This window comes from Rhizobium sp. AB2/73 (genome assembly GCF_020871915.1).
Classification (GTDB): domain Bacteria; phylum Pseudomonadota; class Alphaproteobacteria; order Rhizobiales; family Rhizobiaceae; genus Rhizobium; species Rhizobium dioscoreae.
Genome location: NZ_CP067071.1, coordinates 3104273 through 3125890 on the forward strand (window position 1 = coordinate 3104273; position 21618 = coordinate 3125890).

Genomic DNA, 21618 nt, shown 5'->3' on the forward strand with positions numbered 1-21618 from the left:
ATCAGGAATTGTGGTAGGCGGCTTCGCCGTGCGAGGCGAGGTCGAGGCCTTCGCGTTCTGCTTCCGGAGCGACGCGCAGGCCGATGATGACGTCGACGACCTTATAGAGGATAGCCGAGCCGATGCCGCACCACAGGATTGTCGTGACGACGGCGGTCAACTGGACGACGACCTGGCTGCTCATCGTGACACCTTCGGCATAGCCGACGCCGCCGAGCGAGGCGCTGGCGAAGATGCCGGTTGCGATGGCGCCGAAGATACCGCCGATGCAGTGTACGCCGAAGACGTCAGCCGTGTCGTCATAGCCGAACTTGTTCTTCACGACCGAGACGAAGAAGTAGCAGAGCGGCGAGACGATCAGGCCCATGACGATCGCGCCCATCGGACCGGCAATACCGGCTGCAGGCGTGATGGCGACGAGGCCGGCAACCATGCCCGAAGCGCCACCGAGCATGGAGGCCTTGCCGCGGGTGAAGGTTTCGACCAGCGACCAGGAGATGATGGCGGCTGCCGTTGCAATGAAGGTATTGACGGTTGCGAGCATCGCGCCGCCGGAAGCTTCGAGGTTGGAGCCGGCGTTGAAGCCGAACCAGCCGACCCAGAGCATCGATGCGCCGACCATGGTCAGCGTCATGGAGTGCGGAGCCATCATATCCTTGCCGAAACCGACGCGCTTGCCGACGAGAATGGCGCCGACGATGCCTGCAATACCGGCATTGATGTGAACGACCGTGCCGCCGGCGAAGTCGAGTGCGCCCATCTTGAAGAGCATGCCGTTGGAATCCCAGACCATGTGAGCGATCGGGAAGTAGACGAAGGTCGCCCACAGCGCGCAGAATAGCACGGCTGCGCCGAACTTGATGCGCTCGGCAAAGGCGCCGATGATGAGCGCCGGCGTAATGGCGGCAAAGGTCATCTGGAACAGCATGAAGATGAATTCAGGGATGACCACGCCCTTGGAGAAGGTTGCAGCCGTGGTCGAGGTCGAGACGCCTGAGAGGAACATCTTGGCCGTGCCGCCCCAATAAGGGCTGGTGCCGCCGCCGAAGGCGAAGGAATAGCCGTAGAGAACCCAGAGGATCATCACGACCGCGCCGATCATCGTGCACTGCATCAGAACCGAGAGCATGTTCTTGGCGCGGACGAGACCGCCGTAAAACAGCGCCAGACCCGGCACGAGCATGAAGAGCACGAGGATGGTGGAGATGAACATGAAAGCGGTGTCGCCCTTGTCCGGAACCGGCGCGGCGGCGGTCGCAGCGGCTGCAGCCGGAGCGGTCTCCTGCGCAAAGGCGATCGCCGGCGCAAGCAAGGCCGCAGAAAGCGCACCCACCCGTGTCAAGGCGGAGGAAAGCTTAGAAAATGACATGCAAATAACTCCCTGATCCGCCGTGTCTTACAGCGCTTCTGAATCGGTTTCGCCCGTACGGATGCGTACGGCATGGTCAATGGAATAGACAAAGATCTTGCCGTCGCCGATCTGGCCGGTCTTGGCGGCCGACGCGATGGCCTCGACGGCCTTGTCAACGGTTTCGGATGCGACTGCGACCTCGATCTTCAGCTTCGGCAGGAAGCTGACGGCATATTCGGTGCCGCGATAAATCTCGGTATGCCCCTTCTGGCGCCCGTAACCCTTCACTTCGGTCACAGTCAGGCCCTGGATGCCGACAGCCGTGAGGGCCTCACGGACCTCATCGAGCTTGAACGGCTTGATAATGGCCATCACAATTTTCATCTGGTTTCCCATCCTTTGTTAGCCTCGGCACGGAGCCGACTCTCCTTGCCGCCGACGAGTGTTTCTGCAGCGACTGGCCATATACATTCAAAGGACGTGCCAGATTCGTGACACATTTATAACATGTTGAAATAAAACAGATTTATTGCACAGACCCAATAAAGCGGCATTTCTCGTCGCGAGAGCCGCACAAATAAAGTGCAAATTTATAAATTTGCCACTTATTTAAGCATTTGCCTTTTTACGAATCAGGCCTTCCTGCGCCACCGACGCAATCAGGATACCGGATCGCGTAAACAGGCTGCCGCGGGTAAATCCCCGGGCGCCGGAGGCACTCGGACTCTCCTGGCTGTAGAGCAGCCAGTCGTCGAGTTTGAAGGGACGATGGAACCACATGGCATGGTCGAGGCTCGCCACCTGGACGGTCGGATCCAGTACCGATGTGCCATGCGCATTCAGGGAAACATCGAGCAGCGTCATGTCGGAGAGATAGGCGAGCACGGCATTCTGGTAGAGCCGGTCGTCCGGCACCGGCCCCGTGACGCGAACCCAGATATTCTGCCGCTGGCTCGGCTGGGCGCGCGAGAAATAGCTCTCGATCGAAACGGGCCGGATCTCGATTGCCCGCTTGCGCTCCCAATAGCGGCGGACATTCTCCGGCGCATGGGCGAGATAGCGCTGTTTGACCTGCTCCTCGTCCATCAGCTCTTCCGGCATCGGCACGTCGGGCATGTCGCCCTGATGATCGAAGCCTGGCTCGTCGACCTGGAAGGACGCCGTCAGCGCAAAGATCGCCTTGCCGTGCTGAATGGCCAGTACACGCCGCGTATTGAAGCTCGAGCCGTCACGCAGGCGATCGACCTGATAGAGGATCGGAACCGAGGGATCACCGGGCAGCATGAAATAGGCGTGCAGCGAATGCGCGAAGCGATCGCCATCCACCGTTCGCTGCGCCGCCATCAGCGCCTGGCCGATGACCTGCCCGCCGAAGACGCGCTGCCAGCCGACCTGCGGGCTATTGCCGCGAAACAGGTTCATCTCGATCGTTTCGAGATCCAGTGTCGCCAGTACGGTTTCCATCGGGGTGAGCTTCCCGGTCTCTCGCGACATTTTGCTTGAACTCCCATGGTAGGAACCGTCAACAGGATGCTCTATATAGAGCAGGACGTGACAGTAAGACACAGGGAAGCGCTATGTTGGACATGCTGGTAGTGGGTGGCGGATATGTGGGTCTTGCCGCAGCGGTCGCAGTCAAGCAGGCAGCCCCCCACCTCGATGTCATGATCGTGGAAGCCGCACCGGAATCCGCCTGGAAGAAGGATATGCGCGCATCGGCGATCATCGCCGCCGCCTCCAAGATGCTTGAAGTTCTGGGTGTCTGGAACGAGATCGCGCCGGAGGCCGAGCCGATCACCCGCATGATCGTCACCGATTCGCGCACAGGCGATCCCGTCCGCCCGGTCTTTCTCACCTTCGACGGCGAAGTGGCCGACGGCCAGCCCTTCGCCCATATGGTGCCGAACCTCACCATGGTCGGCGCGCTCCGTGGCGCCTGCGAGCGCTTGGGCATACCGATCAAGCATGGCCTCAGCGCCACCGGCTTCACAACCGAAGACAACAAGACCACCCTCACCCTATCGGATGGCAGCACGCTGGAAACGCGGCTTCTGGTCGCCTGCGACGGCGTGCGCTCCAAGCTGCGCGACATGGCTGGGATCAAGACGGTCAATTGGGATTACGGCCAGTCCGGCATCGTCGTTACCGTCGAGCACGAGCGGCCGCATGGCGGCTGTGCCGAGGAGCATTTTCTGCCCTCCGGCCCCTTCGCCATCCTGCCCTTGAAGAACAATCGCTCCTCGCTCGTCTGGACGGAGCGCACCCCCGACGCCGAACGGCTGGTCGCCTCGGACGATCTCGTTTTCGAAGAGGAACTGGAGCGCCGCTTCGGCCATAAGCTCGGCGCACTGCGCACGATCGGCGAGCGCCGCGCTTTCCCGCTCGGCCTGACGCTGGCCCGCGCCTTCGTCGCGCCGCGCTTCGCATTGGCCGGCGACGCCGCCCACGGCATCCATCCGATCTCCGGCCAGGGCCTCAATCTCGGCTTCAAGGATGTGGCCGCCCTTGCCGAGACCATCGTCGAGGCCGACCGCCTGGGCCTCGACATCGGCTCGATCAATATCCTCGAACGCTACCAGACCTGGCGCCGCTTCGACACCTTCCGCATGGGGGTGACGACCGATGTGCTCAACCGGCTGTTCTCCAACGACAACACGCCGCTGCGCATCGCCCGCGACTTCGGACTGGGGATCGTCGACCGCCTGCCCAGCCTCAAATCCTTCTTCATCGGCCAGGCGGCGGGCACCACGGCCAAGGACAATCCGCGGCTGCTGGCTGGCGAGGCGATTTGAGCGCAGAAAATTGGAAGGAGTGTAGGTCGCCGCAGATGTCTGCGAAAGGGCCGGGAGAGGACCGGAAGGTTTCGGGCGTCAAATCGTCAAATGTTTTGGAAAGCCGCCATTAATCTGCGTTAGGCTGGCTACGCCAGCACGATGCCAGCCTTCTCCGCACAGTAGACCCGTTCGCGCGCTTGCTCGATGATTTGCCGATTGTAGCGGGCCAGCATTGGACGATTGTTCTTCGTCACCGTCACGTTGATTGTGGCCTGGGACCGCTGCCGCCAAGCGGCTAAGGCACTCGCCCCAAATGCAGGCGCAGCGCGACCTTCGACCAAGGTCGCAGCGTCGGCGAAAACGTAGTCCGCGAAGACGGTGGAACACAGATTGAAGGACATCGCCATGTGCGCGCCGTCTGGAATGGGCTGGCAGTAGCTTCGATCCGAAAGCAGGCAGACGTCTTGGTCGTAGATCCAGACAAAGGCTGCGGCCTGCGTGTCGCGCGCCTCAAACAGCGCCTTAATCATGCCTTCGAACAGGTTCGGCCGGTCATCCCCGATCTGCATCAACAGAACGAAGATCAGCCGGAGCCACTCGACATAGGTCTCGTGCGATACGTCGAGTTGCCGGCACAGGTGAGCCTGGTGCGGCTTCTGTCCGTTGACGATCCGTCGATAGACGGCGAACAGTTCCGGATCGGTCGGTTCGTACTGTCCAACGCCGGGAAAGCTGTTCAACACCTTCTGGATGCAGAAGGGATTGCGGATGAAGTTCAGCAGCTTTGCGGTGAACAAGTCAATAAGCTCAGTCTTGATGTCCGTGCTGCCCACTGCCAGCTTTTCGAGCAGGCCTTTGGTATGAATCTCGACCTTCGCTTCGTACTTGTGGAACAGCGCCTCGAGGTTCATGCGCAGCGGTCCGCCTCCCGGCACGTCGAAGCTGAAGAGGTCAAGCATCGACAAGGTCGATACGATCGCACGCCCGCGGGGGTTCTCCAGCTCAATCCTGGAAGCCTCTCGATCCGCGATGCGAAACGAGTAGATCCGGAAACTACCGCCGGTGCTGTTCGGGTTGCTCGCGTTGAGCCTCTGCTCAACCTGCGACACAAAGTGCTGATTGCGTGTCTCGTTACCGCGCATGCCCCGACGTCTGTCTCCCTCAATTAAATTGTAGTACGGCCGCCACCGCAGTGGCGGCGCAGGGATCGCGCGCCAATATGCCTAATTCGCCTCAACGGCAGCTAAGGCACTTGGCGCGCGCCACTTTGTCTGACCGCCTTGAGACGCAAAGTCGCCATTCCATTGATTCCTGAGTGGGGCGGCCGGCCTCAACTCTACACAATACCGAGGGGAGCGATCCTCAATCCTCGATACGCCTTGCTTCCGAAATCAGCATGATCGGAATGCCGTCGCGGATCGGATAGGCAAGGCGCCCTTTTTCCGAGATCAGCTCGTTCTTTTCCCGGTCGTAGCTCAGCCGCCCCTTGGTCAGCGGGCAGACGAGCAGATCGAGCAATTTCGGGTCGACCTTGCTGACGGTGACATCCATCTGAAACTCCTACTGCAGCAGGGAATCGGTGTCGCCGGAGCCGGCGAGCACGATCTTGACGATGGCGATGAAGGTTTCTGCCCGGGTCTTCAGGTCGGGCGCTTCGAGAAGGGCCTGTTTCTCGGCGGGATCGAAAGGCGCCATCATCGACAGCGAATTGACCAGCATCATATTGTCGGCCCGCTCGACGCTTTCCCAATCCGCCTCAAGCTTGTTGGCCTCCAGATAGGCACGGAAAGCCGAAAGCAGTGCCGGGCGATCGACCGTGCCTTCCTCATGATGGGATTTCAGGTCGGAAATGAAGGGAGTAATGCGGAATGTGCGATAGGGCTGGTGGGCAGTGATTTCATCCATCAGCCGGAAACGGCATATGCCCGTCAGTGCGGCGATATAACGCCCATCGCCGGTCTCCGAGAGGGAGGTGATGCGCCCGAGGCAGCCGACATGCGCCAGATTGGACGATTCCGGCGGCTCTCCCAGCGCCGGCTGGATCATGCCGATCAAACGATTTCCGGCGATGGCCGCATCGAACATGGCGAGATAGCGCGGCTCGAAGATATTGAGCGGCAGTTGCGCCCCGGGCAGCAGCAGCGCGCCGGATAAGGGAAAGACGACCACCGATTCGGGCAGATCGCCCGGCTTCAGATATCTCGCATTGCCGACTTGCATCTTTTCCATCCCGCTAGATCGTCCCGACGCGCTGCGCGCCGCAGTGAGCCGCGCAGGAACGACACACATTCGCGGTCATCGCCTCTTTTCGCGCCGCGTCACCGACAATGTGAGCCCGTCTGCCGAAAACACAAGAGCATTTTCAATGAAAACGCCGAAGGGAGCCGTTTGCCGGATACATAGGACGGCCGTCTAACAAGCGATCGCCCGGAAGGTTCCGCGCGATCGCCATGCCCGTAGGACAACTGACCCGTTAAGAAAACAAAATGGAGGAAAGCTTGCGCCGCGCCGCGATCGTGGCGGGATCCTTGACACCCCATACCTCGAAGAACTCCAGCAGCTGGCGGCGGGCGCCGTCATCGTCGTAGCTGCGGTCCTTGCGCATGACGGTCAGAAGATGCTCGGCCGCCTCCTCGCGCTTGCCTTCGACATTGCGGATTTTGGCGAGCTTGATGCGCTGCTCGTGATTGTCGGGATTGAGGGCAAGCTCATGCTCGATCGCAACGGGATCGCCGAGCTTGCGGGCCTCGTCGATCTGGTCGAGCTTCTTGACCACGGCCTGGATGCCGGCATCGTTGGCGAGCGTCTCCGGCAGGTCGGCAAGCGCCTCGCGGGCGCGCTGGCTCTGGCCGGCGGCGATCATGCATTCCGCCATGCCGGCGAGCGCCTTGGCATTTTCCGGGTCCGCCTGCAGCACTGCGCCGAAAAGCTCTGCCGCGCCATTGACGTCGCCGGCGGCAAGCAGGCCGCTTGCCTCTTCCAGAACGGCAGCGATCTCCGCTGCCGGATCGTCGCCGCCAGCGGGACCGCCGAGGCGATCGATGAACTGGCGAACCTGACTTTCCGGCACCGCACCCATGAAGCCATCGGCCGGACGGCCGTTGACGAAGGCGATGACGGCCGGGATCGACTGGATGCCGAGCTGGCCGGCGATCGAGGGATGATCGTCGATATTCATCTTGACCAGCTTGACGCGGCCCTTCGCCTCGGTGACGACCTTTTCGAGCACCGGCGTCAGCTGCTTGCACGGGCCGCACCAAGGCGCCCAGAAATCGACCAGCACCGGCTGGTTGCGCGATTCCTCGATAACGTCCTTGGCGAAGGTCGCTGTCGTCGTATCCTTGATCGGCGAAGCGCCGCCAGCGGCTGGCGTGGCGCCGTAGGATGCCGAGGCCGACATCTGGCCGCCGAAAGAAGCGTTATAGGGATTGTTCGAACCGCTCATGAGTGTCTCCCGCCTGCCGGCATCCTTGATTTTGTGAGAAGCATGATCTCCAGACGAGACGACGAGGTTCGCCTGCCAGCACGCTCCATGAAGTGGCCAAAGCGACCGAACAATCCGAAGAGAAGCCGACCGCTATAATCTTAGCGCTAAAATCGTACGTTAGCTCGTCACTTTCAAGACTAGCGGCGTATGACCCGTCGCCTCCATGAAGCGAATGAGATCGGCGCTGGCAATCGACGTGGTCGCATCGTTCGACAGGGGATGGCAATTGACGATGTCATGCGCCATCAGCTCGGCATCGAGGACGAAGGTGACATTGTTGGCGATGTCGTTGATCGCGCCGAAGGCCGTGACAGAGCCCGGGATGACGCCAAGATATTCCATCAGCTTTTCCGGCTTGCCGAAGGACACCTTGCTGGCCGCACCGATCAGCGTGTGCACGGTCTTCAGGTCGACCGTCGCGTTTTCCTCGACGGTCAGCAGGAAGAAATTGTCCTTCTTGTCCTTCACGAAGAGGTTTTTCGTATGGCCGCCCGGAATTTCGTCGCGCAGCGATACCGATTCGGCGACGGTGAAGACCGGAGCATGATCCTTGGTCGTATGGCTGATACCGAGCCCATCCAGGAATCGGAAAAGATCGTCGCGGCTTTTCGGAGTGGTTTCGGTCATGGCGTCTCGCAATCGAAAATGGTTCGCCCCTGATACGTCGCCCACAATTTCATTGCAATCTTCGAGACGACAAAGCCCGGCGTTTCCGGGCTTTCCGATGGCTCGCGAAAAGAAGATGCAATTTTTCTTCGCGAACTCGTCATTTCCCTGTTGCATTTGAAAAATGGTTAGGCCATATAGCGCCCGTCGCCGCAAGACGACGCCCAGCGGTCCAGCACACTACCCCGGATCGCGACGGGAATGAGCGGGTGTAGCTCAGGGGTAGAGCACAACCTTGCCAAGGTTGGGGTCGAGGGTTCGAATCCCTTCGCCCGCTCCAGTTTTCCAAGATCTTTGTCGAAGAGAAGAAGTCACGGCTCAGGCCGAGGCTGGTATTTTGCCGAAAAGGCAAGTTTGCGTATTCCTGTTTCCTTCCCTTGCATCTATGCCTTGCCCACACGCGCAGGGTCTCAAATCAGTCTCATTTGACGTTCAGGTCTGCGCATCGGATAGACCGGACGGAACGTGGTATTGCTCGCATGAAAACAAAGATTTCCCTGCTGATGGCGATGCTTTCGCTTCTGCCCGTTCCCGCGCTTGCCCATCCGCATATCTTCATCGACGCCAAGTTCGAGGTCGTCTCGGCGCCCGATGGCTCCATCAGCGAGCTGCGCAACGTCTGGAGCTTCGACGAGGTGTTCACTTCTTCCGTCCTCATGGATTACGGCAAGAGTGGCGACAAGGCTTTGAGCGCGAGCGAGCTCAAGGCGGTGGGAAAGACGGTCAGGGATTCGCTGGCACAGTATGATTACTATACGAACGTCACCAGCAACGGCAAAGCAGTGCCCATGGCCAAGCCGGATGCGATCCAGGCGGACTACAAGGATGGTTCGCTGACGCTGACCTTTTCGCTGAAGCCGGAGCAGAAGACCTTCCTCAAGGGAACCACCATTTTCGGCATCTACGACAAGACGCTCTATACGGCGGTGGATTTCGCCACCGACAACGATTTGAGCACATCGGGACCGGCCTTCGGCCGCTGCAAGCGCAAGGTCATCAGACCCAATCCTAAGGAAGTCATGGCGGAAAACCAAGCCGCGCTGACAAGCATGTTCTTCAGCGACCCGAAGGGCACGGACTACTCGCTGCTGGTGGCCACGCGGCTCGAAGTCCAGTGCTGATCCTGCCAAGGACACCTTCCCTCATTTGAAAGGCGGACCGTCGTCTTCGGCAGGCCTCTTGCCGCTTGCGGCAGGCGATATGTAGCGGCGGGCGATGATCCAGCAGGCGAGCGCCCAGGTCGCGCCGGCACACCAGCCACCGAGGACGTCGGTCGGATAATGGACGCCGAGATAGATCCGGCTCGCACCGATCATCAATGTCAGCAGGATGCCGGCCGCAACGGTGAAGACCCGCGTCGAGCGATAGGTTCGCGTGCCTGAGATCAGCGCGGCAAGGGTCAGATAGGTCACGGCGGACACCATCGCATGGCCGCTCGGAAAACTCAGATCGTGAACCTCGACCAGATGCGGCACGATATCGGGCCGCGCCCGCGCGACACCGACCTTCAAGGCTGTGCTCAGCGCCCATCCGCCCAGCACCGAAGCGACGATAAAGATGGCGATGGCGCGCTGCCGGTCGAGCAGCAGATAGATCGTCACCAGCGCCGTCATCAGCGCGAGCACAGTCGTTCCGCCGAGGCTTGTTATGTCCTTGACCGCATGGGTCAGCCAACCCGGACCGATCGGAACAGAGAGATCGCCGGGCTGACGAAGGGCCAGCAGGATCGCCTCGTCGAATCCCTTCGTGCTGCCTTCGAGCACCTCTCCTGTGAGATAGATGAAAAGAAGAATTCCGCCCGAAAGTGCGGCGAACATTACAAGCAGCAAGGGCTCATAGCGGTTCAACCATCCAGGAATACCCGATGTGCCGAATGGCCGATCCTTCATGCGCTAAAACCCGCCTTGCCTGCTCTCATATCGTTTCTTCCACGACCAAAGGCCGGACAAACCCTATCTAGGTATAAAATGCGCGGGTTCCAATCGATCAAAGCCGCGATGATATGTTCGGTGCCGCAGGCGCTTCAGGTTCGTGAAATAAACTGTCTCTATCTTGACGCGAATTTGCTGCAGCCGGTGCAGGGAGGATGTGGTCGGCGTCGTTTCCTGCTCAAGGATCGCGATAAAGGATACCGTCAATGAACCAGGCGAGCATCGCCTCCACGAGCCGAGCAAAAGGCAATTCGGCAACAGGATAGACGCCGTGTTTGCTTTCGAACTTTCCGCTATTTTCCAGGCCGCGAGCTGTGCTAGTAGTGCTGCGGGGCGATCAGGCATCAGGTGTTTTCAGAGTGTTAAATGTTGGGACATCTTTCTCCGCCCGGCTGTCTGCGCTGGCCGGAACGGGGCTGCTGGCAGCGTCTATTGTCGGCATGTGTCCCGCCTCATCCAGGGCGGACGATGCAGTCAAATCCTCATCCGATACCTGGGTCATGACGCTTGGCGCAACCGTGGAATATGGCCCGAGCTATGAGGGATCGAAGCATTATACCTTCGGTGCCCTGCCGTCCTTCGATATTCACCGTTTGGGTGAGGCGCAGGAATACAGTGCCCCGGACGACAATTTCGATTACCAGCTTTTCGATCTCGGAGGCCTCGAAATCGGCCCCGTGGTCGGCTTGCGGGATGACCGCTTCGATCTCAACAATCTGCACCTGCAAAGCCAGCGCAGGGTGCGCTGGAATTTCGATGCGGGCGGCTTTGCCCAATATTGGCTGATGGACAATCGGCTTCGGTTCCGCACGGAAATACGCCAGTCGCTTTGGGGTGGCGATGGACTGGTGGGCGATTTCGCCCTCGATTGGTTCCAGCCGCTCGGAGACAAATGGCTATTGTCCGCTGGCCCTCGCCTGTCGATGGCAAATTCGGTCTATATGCGCACCAATTTTGGCATCTCGGAGAGCGAAGCTGCGAGGCATGGCCATATCAATGCCTTCGATGCCGGTGCCGGCGTAAAATCGGTCGGCTTCACCGTGGCGGCGACCTATACGATCTCGCCGGAGTGGAGCGTGCAGGTCTACGAGAAATATAACCGCCTGGTGGGCGATGCGGCCGACAGCCCGATCACTTCGCGCTTCGGCTCACCCGACCAGAACATCATCGGCTTTACGCTCAACAGAACCTTCAACGTCAAGTTTTGAAGCGCTCTTCGCTTCATTGTCGGCGATATAGTTGCGCGTCAGCGGAATTATGTCATTTCGCTTGGCGATCTGGATCTGGAAGACGACGAGATCCTCGTAGCGGAAGGCGGCCTCCGCCGTCGAAAGATAATATTCCCACATGCGGCAGAAGCGCTCGTCGTAGAGCTTGGCGGCGTCGTCCCAACGTGCCATGAAACGCTCCCGCCACGCCTCCAGCGTCTTGGCATAATGCAGCAGCAGCACCTCGACATCGGTGATGGCAAGCCCCGCCGCCTCGATTTCGGGGACGATTTCGGAAAGGGCCGGAATGTAACCGCCGGGGAAGATATATTTGTCGAGCCACGGCGTCGTGAAGCCGGGCGTCGCCGAACAGCCGATGGTATGCAGCACCATGATGCCGTCATCTTCCAGCAATTCGGCGCATTTGCGGAAGAAGGTGCGATAGGACGCGAGCCCGACATGCTCGAACATGCCGACGGAAACGATCCTGTCGAAGCGGCCGGTCAGGCTGCGGTAATCCCTCAGCGCGAACTGAACCTCCGCCGGCGTTCCGCCGGCCCTGTCGGCAATCCGCTTCGAAGCATAGTCGTGCTGCTCCTCTGAGAGAGTGACACCAAGCACGTAGCCGCCGGGCGCATGTTCAGCCATATGCAGCGCGAGGCCGCCCCAGCCGCAGCCGATATCGAGGATGCTGTTGTTCGGCTCGATCAAAAGCTTGGCGGCGATATGCCGCTTCTTGGCAAGCTGTGCATCGTCAAGCGATTGGTCGGCATGCTCGAAATAGGCGCAGGAATATTGCCGGTCCGGATCGAGGAAGAGCTCGTAGAGCCGGCCGTCGAGATCGTAATGATGGGCGACATTGGCCTTCGAGCGCCCAGGCAGGTTACGATGGCGGAAGATCCTGAGCTTGGTCCGGACATGATCGATGATGCGGGCAATAAGGGGGTGGGTGCTGTTCTGCCCCTCACGCAGCATCATTGCCACGAAATCGTAAAGCGTGCCTCGCTCGACGATGAAGCGGCCATCCATGTAAAGTTCGCCCAGCCGCTTGTCGGCGTCGATGAGGAGCGCCCATTCGGCACGATCATCGGTGAAACGGACATGGACCGGCGCGCCCGTGCCGTCGCCAAAGGTCAGCGCACGGCCGCTGGCCGTCGTCACGGTCAGCGCGCCCCGCGTGACGATGGAGGAAAGTCCGCGCTTCAGGCACCAGTCGACAAGGCTGGAGAAAATGGCGGGGGTTTTGCCCTTGGGGCGGTTGTCAGCTTGCATGTTGGACATCACCTATCCTTGCCGGTCCCCGTACGCAGTTCCTCCTGCTTCGGCTCCAATTCCTCATGATGCTCCTTGGTCTCGACACCGGCGCCTGCAATCAGCCAGACGCCGGTCAGGATCAAGCCGCTGCCGACCATCTGCAGGGCGACCGCCCGCTCGCCGAAGACGAACCAGCCGGTCGCGACGATGAGCACATAGCTGATGCCCGTAAGCGGAAAGGCGCGGCTCAGATCGAGCTCGGCCAGCACACTCATCCAGATGAAGAAACCGACGATCTCGACGGCGATAGCCGCCAATATCCATGGAGAGGAGAGAGCCTGCCAGAGCCATGCCTGCATGCCTTCATCGTGCAATTGCCCGGCACCGAGCTTGATGAGGATTTGGTACACAGTGCTCAACACCGGCACGGCAAGCCAGAAAAACCGCATATTGGGCATTACGCATCCGCCTCGTCTGTCGAGAACAGCGGCGATACCAGTCGCAGCACACCCTGGAGCAAGGGATTTCGATGGTGAAAATACATCGCATTGACGTTCAGCTTGCTGCCGAGGCGCACCTTGTTTGCATAATGAGCCTGCCCGCTTTGATAACGGCCCAACCCGTTCTCCAGGCAGTAACGCAGATTGGTGAACCAGCTGATGAAATAGAGATTATAGGGCCGGCCCTTTTCCCCATCCATGCAGAAGAACTTGTCGATAGCCACCCGCTCGTTATGCACGATCAGATTGGCGGCAAGCAGCTTGTCCTCGACGAAATAGAAGGCGCAGAAAGAGCGGCCGGGCATGTGGGCGAGAATGCCCTGGAAATAGGCAGAAGTCAGCTCCTCGAACTGCCATTCGCTTCGATTGCGCGTATCATGATAGAGCGCCATCACCTGAGGCAGGAACTCGCCGAAATCCGTCCGCATTTCCACCCTGACCTGGTCGAAGGATTTCATCTTGCGGCGCATATCTTTGCGGGTGCCAGCCGAAAGCCTGGCGAGATATTCGTCGATCGTCTTGAAATCGATGTCGAGCCACGCCGTCGGAAGAGCGCCGATCGAGGCATAGCCGCGCGCGGCAAACAGATCGCCGAACTCGGACGAAGCCTGCTCCGGGATATCCTTGAGACCGATCAGCGCACAGCGCTCCGTCACGGCAACCTGCTCAAAGAAGGACAACATCTCCGTCAGCAGGACGCGACGACGCTCCTGCGGGATGTCGGGATGAAAGCCGATCGCACCGATCTCGGTGCAGGGCGACCCCAAACATGCAAGGCGCAGCTTCAGAAAACCTGGAAAATATCGCTGCACCCTGCGCACGGACCGGCGCAGGAATCCCTCATCCAGTGTCGTATCGAGAGCGTAGAGGCAGACAAAGGCCGGCATGGCGACGCTCACGCGCCCACCTTCCGCAACGGTGATATAGCGCCATTCGAACCCTTCGAGGCCGGCTTCCTCGATCGCCAGCAGGCAATCATAATCCTCGACGTCATCCGGGAAGCATGCATTCCATGCGTCGCGGCCGATGGCGCGGATGCTGAAGTGAACTTCGGCCACCGGGTCACCCATGGGCTGCGGCACGATTTTAAGCAGCGGCTGCGACATGACGCGCCTCGAAGAAGTCGGCCGTGAAATCGGCCACCTGCCGATGCTGCCGGTCGACATGGATCATGTGATAGCTGTCCGTGATCCATTTCAGCTCATGCGGAGCACCGATATGCTCGGAAATATAGCGGGCATGCTTCGGGCTCGCGAGATCGTCGTCCTCGGCATGCAGGATCAGCGTCGGCGTCTGCATCTGCGGCAGCAGGCTGCGAAGCGTCTTACCCAGCCGATGCATCTCGACCAGGCCCTTGCCGGGGAATTTCTCCAGAACCCCTTCGCTCGCCATGCCTTCGATCAGCCGGCGCATGCGCTCGTCCTTGATTCCGAGCGAGGTCGTTTCGCTGAAGCTCAGCCGATCGAGGAACGGAACGCGCGACAGCCAGCCGATCTGCGAGGCCAGCAGCGGATAATAGAAGGGAACGTCCCAGCCGTCATAACTGAAGCAGGGAGAATAGATCGCCACAGCGCCGATGGTCTTCTTCTGCTGTTCGGCAGCCAGCATGGCGAGCTTGCCACCGACGCAGATGCCGGCGGCAAACACCTCCTGCGTTCTGGACGCCAGCAGCTGCGATGCTTCGACGACCGAGGCGAGCCAGTCTTCCCAGCGGGTCCGGCGCAACGTCTTCGCATCGACGCCGTGGCCCGCCAGCAGCGGCGCATAGACGCTGTAGCCCCTGCGGTTGAGATGCCGAGCCACCAGTTTCATTTCGGCAGGCGCGCCCGTCAGTCCGTGGACCAGAAGGACGCCCTTGCCATTTGAGCCCTCCATGAAGAAGCTCAATTCATCAGCTTTCATGAGATAGCTCCGACTGCCGGTTTTCCTTGGCCATGAAGCCAAGCGCATGGCAGGTGCTGATCACATGCGTCCCGTTCTTTTCCTGCTCTTCCTTGATCTGCTCGTGCAGCGCCTGCAGCTTCGTCCAGTGGGTGCGGGGACGATAATGGTGCTCGGCATGATAGCCATTGCCGAACCAGAGCCAGTTGTAGAAAGGCTTGTGACTCGAAACGCCCCAGGCGATCGGCTCGTCCGGATCGCCGTTCAGATGCTCGTAATAGCCGTTCAGCGACGACAGGCAGTTGCCGATATAGTAGAACGGCACGAAGAACAGCACCGCCTTCCAATCGTATATCAGCGCGGCCGCGGCAAGTCCCAAGAAGAAATAGAGCTCGAAACGCCCCCAAGCCGCATCGAAGGGGCGGTTGCGGGCAATCGCCTTGTGGATGTCGCCAAGGCTGTCCCGGAAGAAGCTCAGGAACGTATAGGACCAGACGTTTTCGGGCTGACCGTCGCGGCCATAGCGATAGATCGAGAGCATGTCGATCGTCTCGCCCTTTTCGTTCGGACGGTCGCTGTTGCCCGAATGATGACGCATATGCACCCAATGATAATAGGTCTGCGAAAAGCCGATCGCGACCGACTCCAGGAGGCTGAAGCCGTAATTCATCCAGCGCGGCTTGAAATAGGGTGTGTGGATGAAATTGTGCGATATGCTGTTGATGTTCCAGGAGATCGAAACGGCATAAAGGCAGCCGAGAATGGCCGAGAGCCAAAGCGGCCGGCTTTCGAAGCCGACAATCAGATAGACGTCGAAGGCGAGATGGGCGACGGCGGCAAGCACCGGTGCCAGATCCCATCGGGTGTGCGCAAAGATTTTCATAGTCCTGTGACTCCCACGCAAACCACACCGGCGGTGACGAGAAACACGCCCGTCGCGTGGCGCAGGTTGATGTTTTCCTTGAAGATGACGGCGCCGGCGAGCACGATGACGACATAGCTCATCGCCATCAGCGGGAAAGCGATGGTCAGTGGCACGTGCTCCAGAACGGCCGTCCAGGCGAAAAGCTCCACGGCCCAGAGCAGAATGCCGAGCCAGGTGACCGGTTTTGCCAACGCCTTAAAGGGGGCGTTCTCACTGGCGGATTGCTTGAAACAGACTTCGCGGGCCGTTTCCGCGACCACGCAGAACAAGATGAGCCCAAGCATGGGAAGTGTCAGGCTGCCAGTCATTGCATATACTCCGCCAGCACCTCCAACAGCGCATGATTGGCCGCGCTGTTGATGTTTTTCATTGTTTCGGCACTCTGCCGCATACGCGGCTGATCGATGAAGATCTCCGCGCGCTTCATGAACTGTGTCCGAAGGCTGCCAGCATAACTCGGGGTCGAATAATCCCCGATGACATCGGCGCCGATGACGCGGTGACGGCTGCCGATTTCGCTGATGAGGGAGAGGAGATAGGGCAATCGCATGCGGCCCTGATCCCAATTGGTAACGGCATCGTCGGCGGCCAATACATCCTTGTCTATCGTAACGTAGACAGCCTCCGTGCGAATGCGGTTGAGCATATGATCGATGAAATTTTCCTCGCCGATTTCGACGATCGATTTCCAGTGCAGCGCACCTCTTTCCTGCCGGTAGCTGGCACCGGTGCCGTAATCGGCCAGTACACGGCTCGGCGGATGCTCGTATGGATACAGCTCCAGCTTGCCGTCGGCGAGCCAATGCAGGTTGGCCCCCTTGCGCTCGGGGCTGCGAAGATCATGGCTGCAGACACCGATCGTGATGACCTTCTGGATGTTGGAATTGGCAAGTGCGCTGTTGACCCAGGAGCCACAGTGCAGACCGCCATCGAACTTGACCCAATCCGGATGATTGTCGAAATGAATCAGCGTGGCTGCGCTGGATTGTCGCTCGAGCGCATCGTCGAGCAGCAGAGCGGTGATATGATGGAAATCACCGGAGCCCATGAAGCACAATTGCGGGGCCTTGCCTGTCGCCGGCCTGTTCTTGACGATCTCGCGGCTGAGATCATTTAGCGCGTCCTGTTTGCTCCAAAGCCGAACCTGCTGCCCGGCATTCTTGCCGAAATACTGGTACGCGCCGGCAAATTTGCAGGCGCGCACGAAGTCAGGCTGCAACTCCAAAGCATCATCGAGATGAAGAAGCAGCAGTTGCACCGTCTTATCTCCGGGCCGCCCGCGTCAGAAGCTGATCGAGAAGCGCAAGCGCCAGATCGATCTCTTCGCGGGTGATCAGCAGGTTGGGAGCAAACGTGATGACGTTCTTGTGGTAGCCGCCGACGTCAAGCACGAGGCCGTAGGTCCTGCCGCCGACCTGAAGGTCGCCCTTCATGCCCTCATCGCACATCCAGTCCATCGTCGCCTTGTCCGGCGTGTAGCTGTCGTCCTTGCAGATTTCCATGCGCAGGGCGAGGCCGAGACCGTCGACTTCGCCGACGATGGCATGGCGCTTCTGCAGCTGCTTCAGCCCGTCGAGGAAATGGGCGCCCTTTTCCATGATCGCAGCGCCGAAATCCTGCTCTTCCAGCATCTTCATCGTTTCGAGCGCGACGGCGGTGCCCATCGGGTTGCTGGCGAAGGTCGAATGCGTGGAGCCGGGCGGGAAGATCGTCGGGTTGATCAGCTCTTCGCGAGCCCAGACGCCGGAAAGCGGATTGAGGCCGTTGGTGATCGCCTTGCCGAAGATCAGCGCATCAGGCGAAACGCCGAAGTGCTCGATCGACCAGAGCTTGCCGGTGCGGTAGACGCCCATCTGGATTTCGTCGACGACGAGCAGGATGCCGTGATCGTCGAGCACCTTCTTCAGTTCGACGAAGAAGTTCATCGGCGGAATGACGTAGCCGCCCGTGCCCTGGATCGGCTCGATATAGAAGGCCGCATATTCGGACTTGCCGGCCTTTGGGTCCCAGACGCCGTTATATTCGCTCTCGAACAGGCGGGCGAATTTCTGGACGCAGTAATGTCCGTATTCCTCCTTCGACATGCCCTTCGGGCCGCGGAAGTAATAGGGGAATTCAACGAACTGGGCACGATCGCCGAAATGGCCGTAGCGGCGGCGATAGCGGTAGCTCGAGGTGATCGCCGAGGCGCCGAGCGTGCGACCGTGATAGCCGCCCTCGAAGGCGAACATCAGGCTCTTGCCGCCTGTATAATTGCGCACGAGCTTCAGGGAATCCTCAACAGCCTGCGAGCCGCCGACGTTGAAATGGACGCGGCCCTTATGGCCGAACTTGCGCTCGGCGTCCCGGGCGATCATCGCCGCAAGCTCCACCTTTTCGCGGTGCAGATATTGCGAGGCGACCTGCGGGAGGCGATCGAGCTGGCGGTGCGCGGCCTCGTTCAGGCGCTCGTTGCGATAGCCGAAATTAACGGCGGAGTACCACATCTGCAGATCGAGGAACGGTGTGCCGGTCCGATCGTAGACATAGGAGCCTTCGCATTCCTCGAAGAATTTCGGCTTGTCCGTGTAGTGAACGGTATCGCCATGGGAGCAATAGAGCTCCTCAAGAGCGCGCAATTCCTCTTCGGAGCGGACGGACTCGGTCTCGCCGCTGAAGGCTTCGGCTACATTCGTTTTCATTCAATGCCTCTCGGTCTGTTTTACGCTGTCTTGAAATGCGGCAGCGTACGGGAGCGTCGCTCGACGCTCGGGAGAACGGCTTCCATCTTTGGAAGCAGGTCGGAAAAGTCTGCGAAACCGACATAGGGAATGCCGTTTTCCTCGCAGTAATCGACAAGCTTGGCCTTGGCGAAAACGAGGTCGACCTTGTCGGAAACACAGAAGTCGCTACGCCCGTCGCCGATATAGACCTGCAGGTCGTTGCTATCGACGACGCGGCATTTGCAGACACCGGCGCCGGATACGCAGCCCGTCGCCGTAAATGGCGGGAACAGCGAATAGGATTCGCGGCCTTGGGAGACGCTGCAGGTCAGCACATTGGCGACGATCGGCAAGCCCTCGACGCCATGGCGCGCCAGGATGCGCCGGATGAAATAGTCCACACCATCGCTGACGATCGTGACAGGCAATTCGTCGCGGCGGCAAAAGGACAGGAACGCCTCGAAACCGGGGTCGATCGCCAGCGTATCGAGAAACCGGTCGAGCTCGCCCCTGTTTGCCTCGATAAGAGCGATCTGCCGGCGCATGCATTCGCCGGAGCCGATCAGCCCCTGCTTCCACAGCTGCTCGATATCTTCCCACTCAGAACCGGCGAATCGGGTCAGCACCATATCCGTCGCGTCTTCGATGGATATGGTTCCATCAAAATCGCAAAACACCTGCATCAAATACCCCTTCGCCTAATCTTAAGTTGCGTCTAACAACCTCAGATGAGCCGGGCATGAGCGGAAAATGAAGCGAAAATGAAAAACGACGAGGCGGTGATTTTTAGCTGAGCGGCAATCTCAAATCGACCTGCAGACCGCTACCCAGACGTGAACTGGAGAGATTGACGGTTGCCGAAAGACGGTCGGCAGTATCCGCGACGATTGCGAGCCCAAGTCCGGCCCCTTCGGTGTGAAGCGTATGGAGGCGGTAAAAGCGCTGGAACACCGCCTCCCTTTCACGCGGCGGAATGCCGGGGCCGCTGTCGCTGATCGAAATGCAGGCAAACCCATCTTCCGACGCGATGGAAACCTTTATTTCCCCTCCGACAGGCGTGTATTTGATTGCATTGTCGAGCAGGTTGGTGACCAGCATGCGCAGGAGGGCCTCATCGGTTCTAACCTGGATCGCTTCATCTCCTTCCAGCACGACGTCCAGTTTGCGACTGGTAATGATATTGCCGAATTCGGCAATGAGCGAAGCCATCCAGTGATAGAGCGGCACGGATGTCAGATTAAGGGGATGGTGGCTGACCCTGGCGAGCCGCAGCAGCTGCTCGATCAGATGGATGGTGCGGTTGTTGCTGGCCACGAGATCGGAAATGATCGCCTGCCGCTCCTGATCGCTATCGCTGTTTTCGAGCATTCGCAAAAGCAGCTTCACGCTCGCCTGGGGTGTGCGCAGCTGATGCGCGGCAAGGTCGGAGAAACGCCGCTCCAGCGTCAGCGACTGGGCGAGCTTTTCCAGCAGTTGGTTGATCGACCGGCCAAGCGGCAGCAGATCTCGCGGCAGCTCTTCGACGGGAATAGCCGAGAGATCATCGGGCGATCGCGTGCGGATCTGACGCACCAGCCCGTGAATGGTGCGCAGACCGCTATTGATGCCGAGCCAGATGAGAAAGCCGATGACCGGCACCAGCATCAGCAGCGGGAAGAACAGATTGAGCAAGATATTGGAAACGAGCGTTTCGCGAAGCGCGATCTTTTCGCCAAGCTCGATCACGATGGTCGTGTTCGGGATCGGCAGGGAATAGACGCGCCACTCGTCTCCGCCATAGGTCAGCGTGGTGAAGCCGACCTTCTGCTGCGGTACGTCAGAAAGGAAGGCGGTGCTGCTGTAGAAGCGGATCTTGCCATCAACCCAGGCGCGGAACATGTGCGCATCGGCATAGTCATCAGCGTCTTCGTTGAAGGCCAGCTGATTGTCCATGTTGAAGTCGATATCGTCGATCTGCTTGGCGTCATGGTCCGGATTCTTCTCCAGCGGGCGGCGCAACAGGCTCCAGATCACATTCGCATCGTCGATGAGCTGGGCATCGTAGATATTGTTGATCTCCCGCGTCGCGCTGTTGAAGGCGAAAGCCGCGATCACGACGATCGTCACCACGACGACAGGCGCGATGCGCAGAAACAGCTTGCGGGTAAGCGTTGAATTGTTCATCGCTCGATCATGTAACCGACGCCGCGGATCGACTTGATGAAATCCGTGCCGAGCTTCTTGCGCAGATTGTAGATCGTCACTTCGATCGTATTGCTCTCGACGGTGTTTTCCGCGTCATAGAGCGCATATTCGATATCGTTCTTCGTCACGTACCGGCCGCTGCGCTCCATCAGCAGCTTCAGGAGATGGAATTCCTTCGCCGTGGTATGGACCTGCACATTGCCCTTGCGCGCCACCATGGCAGAGGGGTCGACTTCCACGTCGCCGCAGCGGATGACGCTTTCGGTCCGCCCGTCGCGCCGGCGGATGAGCGCGCGCAGCCGCGCCAGCAGCTCGTCGAGATCGAAGGGCTTGACCAGATAGTCGTCGGCGCCTTCGTCGAGGCCTTCCACCTTCTGGCGCACGGAATCCATCGCCGTCAGCAGCAGCACGGGCACGGAATTTCCCCGCTGGCGGATGCGCCGCAACACCTCCATGCCGCTCAGCTGCGGCAGATTGATATCGAGCACGATCGCCGCGAAATGGGAATGCGCCGCCGCCTCGAGGCCGGATTCGCCGTCGCGCATCCAGTCGACGCCGTAAGCGTGCTTTTCCAGTGCCTTCTTCAGCGATGATCCGAGGATATTGTCGTCTTCAACAAGCAGAACGCGCACGACCAACCTCATTTAGCCGAATATTTCATAGCCGATATCGGCCGCAATTGGAGCGGCGATGTGGCAAAGCTATGACGGATCGTTTCCGCCTGGCAAGAGCGGGGGCGTCCTGCATCTTCCGAA

General features: G+C 59.6%; 23 protein-coding genes and 1 tRNA gene. 4 read left to right on the plus strand and 20 right to left on the minus strand.

The genetic code is table 11. The annotated features are described in order from the left end of the window. Window position 1: 1 nt before the first annotated feature. The 3 genes from I8E17_RS15315 to tesB all read right to left on the minus strand — a co-directional run bounded on the left by I8E17_RS15315 (window position 2) and on the right by tesB (window position 2845). On the minus strand, window positions 2–1369 hold the full coding sequence (locus I8E17_RS15315) for an ammonium transporter (protein WP_069614791.1): 1368 nt from the start codon (window positions 1367–1369) through the stop codon (window positions 2–4). Between the two features lie 27 nt (window positions 1370–1396). After that, the gene (locus tag I8E17_RS15320) at window positions 1397–1747 is read right to left on the minus strand and encodes a P-II family nitrogen regulator (protein WP_015341499.1); all 351 of its coding nucleotides are present in this window, start codon (window positions 1745–1747) and stop codon (window positions 1397–1399) included. A gap of 213 nt (window positions 1748–1960) precedes the next feature. Beyond that, window positions 1961–2845: an acyl-CoA thioesterase II gene (gene tesB / locus I8E17_RS15325; RefSeq protein WP_069614792.1), complete on the minus strand. Its 885-nt coding sequence runs from the start codon at window positions 2843–2845 to the stop codon at window positions 1961–1963. An 83-nt stretch (window positions 2846–2928) separates the two neighbouring features. Between tesB and I8E17_RS15330 the strand changes: the two genes are divergently transcribed. Beyond that, window positions 2929–4143, plus strand: coding sequence for a ubiquinone biosynthesis hydroxylase (locus tag I8E17_RS15330; protein ID WP_069614793.1), 1215 nt, complete (start codon window positions 2929–2931; stop codon window positions 4141–4143). Between the two features lie 128 nt (window positions 4144–4271). Here I8E17_RS15330 and I8E17_RS15335 read toward each other — a convergent pair whose 3' ends face one another. The 5 genes from I8E17_RS15335 to I8E17_RS15355 all read right to left on the minus strand — a co-directional run bounded on the left by I8E17_RS15335 (window position 4272) and on the right by I8E17_RS15355 (window position 8239). Beyond that, the gene (locus I8E17_RS15335) at window positions 4272–5267 is read right to left on the minus strand and encodes a hypothetical protein (RefSeq protein ID WP_069614794.1); all 996 of its coding nucleotides are present in this window, start codon (window positions 5265–5267) and stop codon (window positions 4272–4274) included. Window positions 5268–5487: 220 nt separating this feature from the next. Beyond that, window positions 5488–5676, minus strand: a complete 189-nt coding sequence (locus I8E17_RS15340) for a Trm112 family protein (protein WP_069614795.1) — start codon at window positions 5674–5676, stop codon at window positions 5488–5490. Window positions 5677–5685: 9 nt separating this feature from the next. Then, complete coding sequence (locus I8E17_RS15345) at window positions 5686–6345, minus strand: LON peptidase substrate-binding domain-containing protein (RefSeq protein WP_069614796.1); 660 nt, start codon at window positions 6343–6345, stop codon at window positions 5686–5688. Between the two features lie 253 nt (window positions 6346–6598). Next, entirely contained in the window at window positions 6599–7570 is a 972-nt protein-coding gene (gene trxA, locus I8E17_RS15350) for a thioredoxin (protein ID WP_069614797.1), read from the minus strand. 159 nt (window positions 7571–7729) lie between these two features. Continuing rightward, window positions 7730–8239, minus strand: a complete 510-nt coding sequence (locus tag I8E17_RS15355) for a prolyl-tRNA synthetase associated domain-containing protein (protein WP_069614821.1) — start codon at window positions 8237–8239, stop codon at window positions 7730–7732. Between the two features lie 244 nt (window positions 8240–8483). Here I8E17_RS15355 and I8E17_RS15360 point away from each other — a divergent pair. Then, window positions 8484–8558 (plus strand) — tRNA-Gly (locus I8E17_RS15360). Between the two features lie 199 nt (window positions 8559–8757). Then, a complete protein-coding gene (locus I8E17_RS15365) occupies window positions 8758–9399 on the plus strand; it encodes a DUF1007 family protein (protein WP_069614798.1) in 642 nt (213 codons plus the stop codon). A gap of 21 nt (window positions 9400–9420) precedes the next feature. Here I8E17_RS15365 and I8E17_RS15370 read toward each other — a convergent pair whose 3' ends face one another. Next, window positions 9421–10167 carry a phosphatase PAP2 family protein gene (locus tag I8E17_RS15370; protein WP_069614799.1) on the minus strand — a complete coding sequence of 249 codons (747 nt, stop codon included), beginning with the start codon at window positions 10165–10167 and terminating at the stop codon, window positions 9421–9423. Window positions 10168–10568: 401 nt separating this feature from the next. Between I8E17_RS15370 and I8E17_RS15375 the strand changes: the two genes are divergently transcribed. Then, window positions 10569–11417: a MipA/OmpV family protein gene (locus I8E17_RS15375; RefSeq protein ID WP_069614822.1), complete on the plus strand. Its 849-nt coding sequence runs from the start codon at window positions 10569–10571 to the stop codon at window positions 11415–11417. Here I8E17_RS15375 and I8E17_RS15380 read toward each other — a convergent pair. The 11 genes from I8E17_RS15380 to I8E17_RS15430 all read right to left on the minus strand — a co-directional run bounded on the left by I8E17_RS15380 (window position 11358) and on the right by I8E17_RS15430 (window position 21495). After that, window positions 11358–12698 (minus strand): cyclopropane-fatty-acyl-phospholipid synthase family protein, encoded by a 1341-nt coding sequence (locus I8E17_RS15380; protein ID WP_069614800.1) that lies wholly within the window; start codon window positions 12696–12698, stop codon window positions 11358–11360. The genes I8E17_RS15375 and I8E17_RS15380 overlap by 60 nt on opposite strands. Next, window positions 12698–13129 carry an EamA family transporter gene (locus tag I8E17_RS15385; protein ID WP_069614801.1) on the minus strand — a complete coding sequence of 144 codons (432 nt, stop codon included), beginning with the start codon at window positions 13127–13129 and terminating at the stop codon, window positions 12698–12700. The genes I8E17_RS15380 and I8E17_RS15385 overlap by 1 nt, the downstream gene beginning before the upstream one ends. Further along, on the minus strand, window positions 13129–14277 hold the full coding sequence (locus tag I8E17_RS15390; protein WP_069614802.1) for a peptidogalycan biosysnthesis protein: 1149 nt from the start codon (window positions 14275–14277) through the stop codon (window positions 13129–13131). The genes I8E17_RS15385 and I8E17_RS15390 overlap by 1 nt, the downstream gene beginning before the upstream one ends. Continuing rightward, window positions 14258–15073, minus strand: a complete 816-nt coding sequence (locus I8E17_RS15395; RefSeq protein ID WP_069614803.1) for an alpha/beta fold hydrolase — start codon at window positions 15071–15073, stop codon at window positions 14258–14260. The genes I8E17_RS15390 and I8E17_RS15395 overlap by 20 nt, the downstream gene beginning before the upstream one ends. Further along, window positions 15063–15935: a fatty acid desaturase gene (locus I8E17_RS15400; RefSeq protein ID WP_069614804.1), complete on the minus strand. Its 873-nt coding sequence runs from the start codon at window positions 15933–15935 to the stop codon at window positions 15063–15065. The genes I8E17_RS15395 and I8E17_RS15400 overlap by 11 nt, the downstream gene beginning before the upstream one ends. Next, complete coding sequence (locus tag I8E17_RS15405; RefSeq protein WP_069614805.1) at window positions 15932–16285, minus strand: EamA family transporter; 354 nt, start codon at window positions 16283–16285, stop codon at window positions 15932–15934. The genes I8E17_RS15400 and I8E17_RS15405 overlap by 4 nt, the downstream gene beginning before the upstream one ends. Further along, window positions 16282–17235, minus strand: a complete 954-nt coding sequence (locus I8E17_RS15410; protein ID WP_069614806.1) for an arginase — start codon at window positions 17233–17235, stop codon at window positions 16282–16284. The genes I8E17_RS15405 and I8E17_RS15410 overlap by 4 nt, the downstream gene beginning before the upstream one ends. Before the next feature lie 4 nt (window positions 17236–17239). After that, complete coding sequence (locus I8E17_RS15415; RefSeq protein ID WP_069614807.1) at window positions 17240–18658, minus strand: aminotransferase class III-fold pyridoxal phosphate-dependent enzyme; 1419 nt, start codon at window positions 18656–18658, stop codon at window positions 17240–17242. Between the two features lie 20 nt (window positions 18659–18678). Beyond that, window positions 18679–19362 (minus strand): MtnX-like HAD-IB family phosphatase, encoded by a 684-nt coding sequence (locus I8E17_RS15420; protein ID WP_069614808.1) that lies wholly within the window; start codon window positions 19360–19362, stop codon window positions 18679–18681. A 103-nt stretch (window positions 19363–19465) separates the two neighbouring features. After that, window positions 19466–20842: a HAMP domain-containing sensor histidine kinase gene (locus I8E17_RS15425; RefSeq protein ID WP_069614809.1), complete on the minus strand. Its 1377-nt coding sequence runs from the start codon at window positions 20840–20842 to the stop codon at window positions 19466–19468. After that, window positions 20839–21495, minus strand: a complete 657-nt coding sequence (locus I8E17_RS15430) for a response regulator transcription factor (RefSeq protein ID WP_069614823.1) — start codon at window positions 21493–21495, stop codon at window positions 20839–20841. Before I8E17_RS15430 ends, I8E17_RS15425 begins: the two co-directional genes overlap by 4 nt. Window positions 21496–21618: the final 123 nt, after the last annotated feature.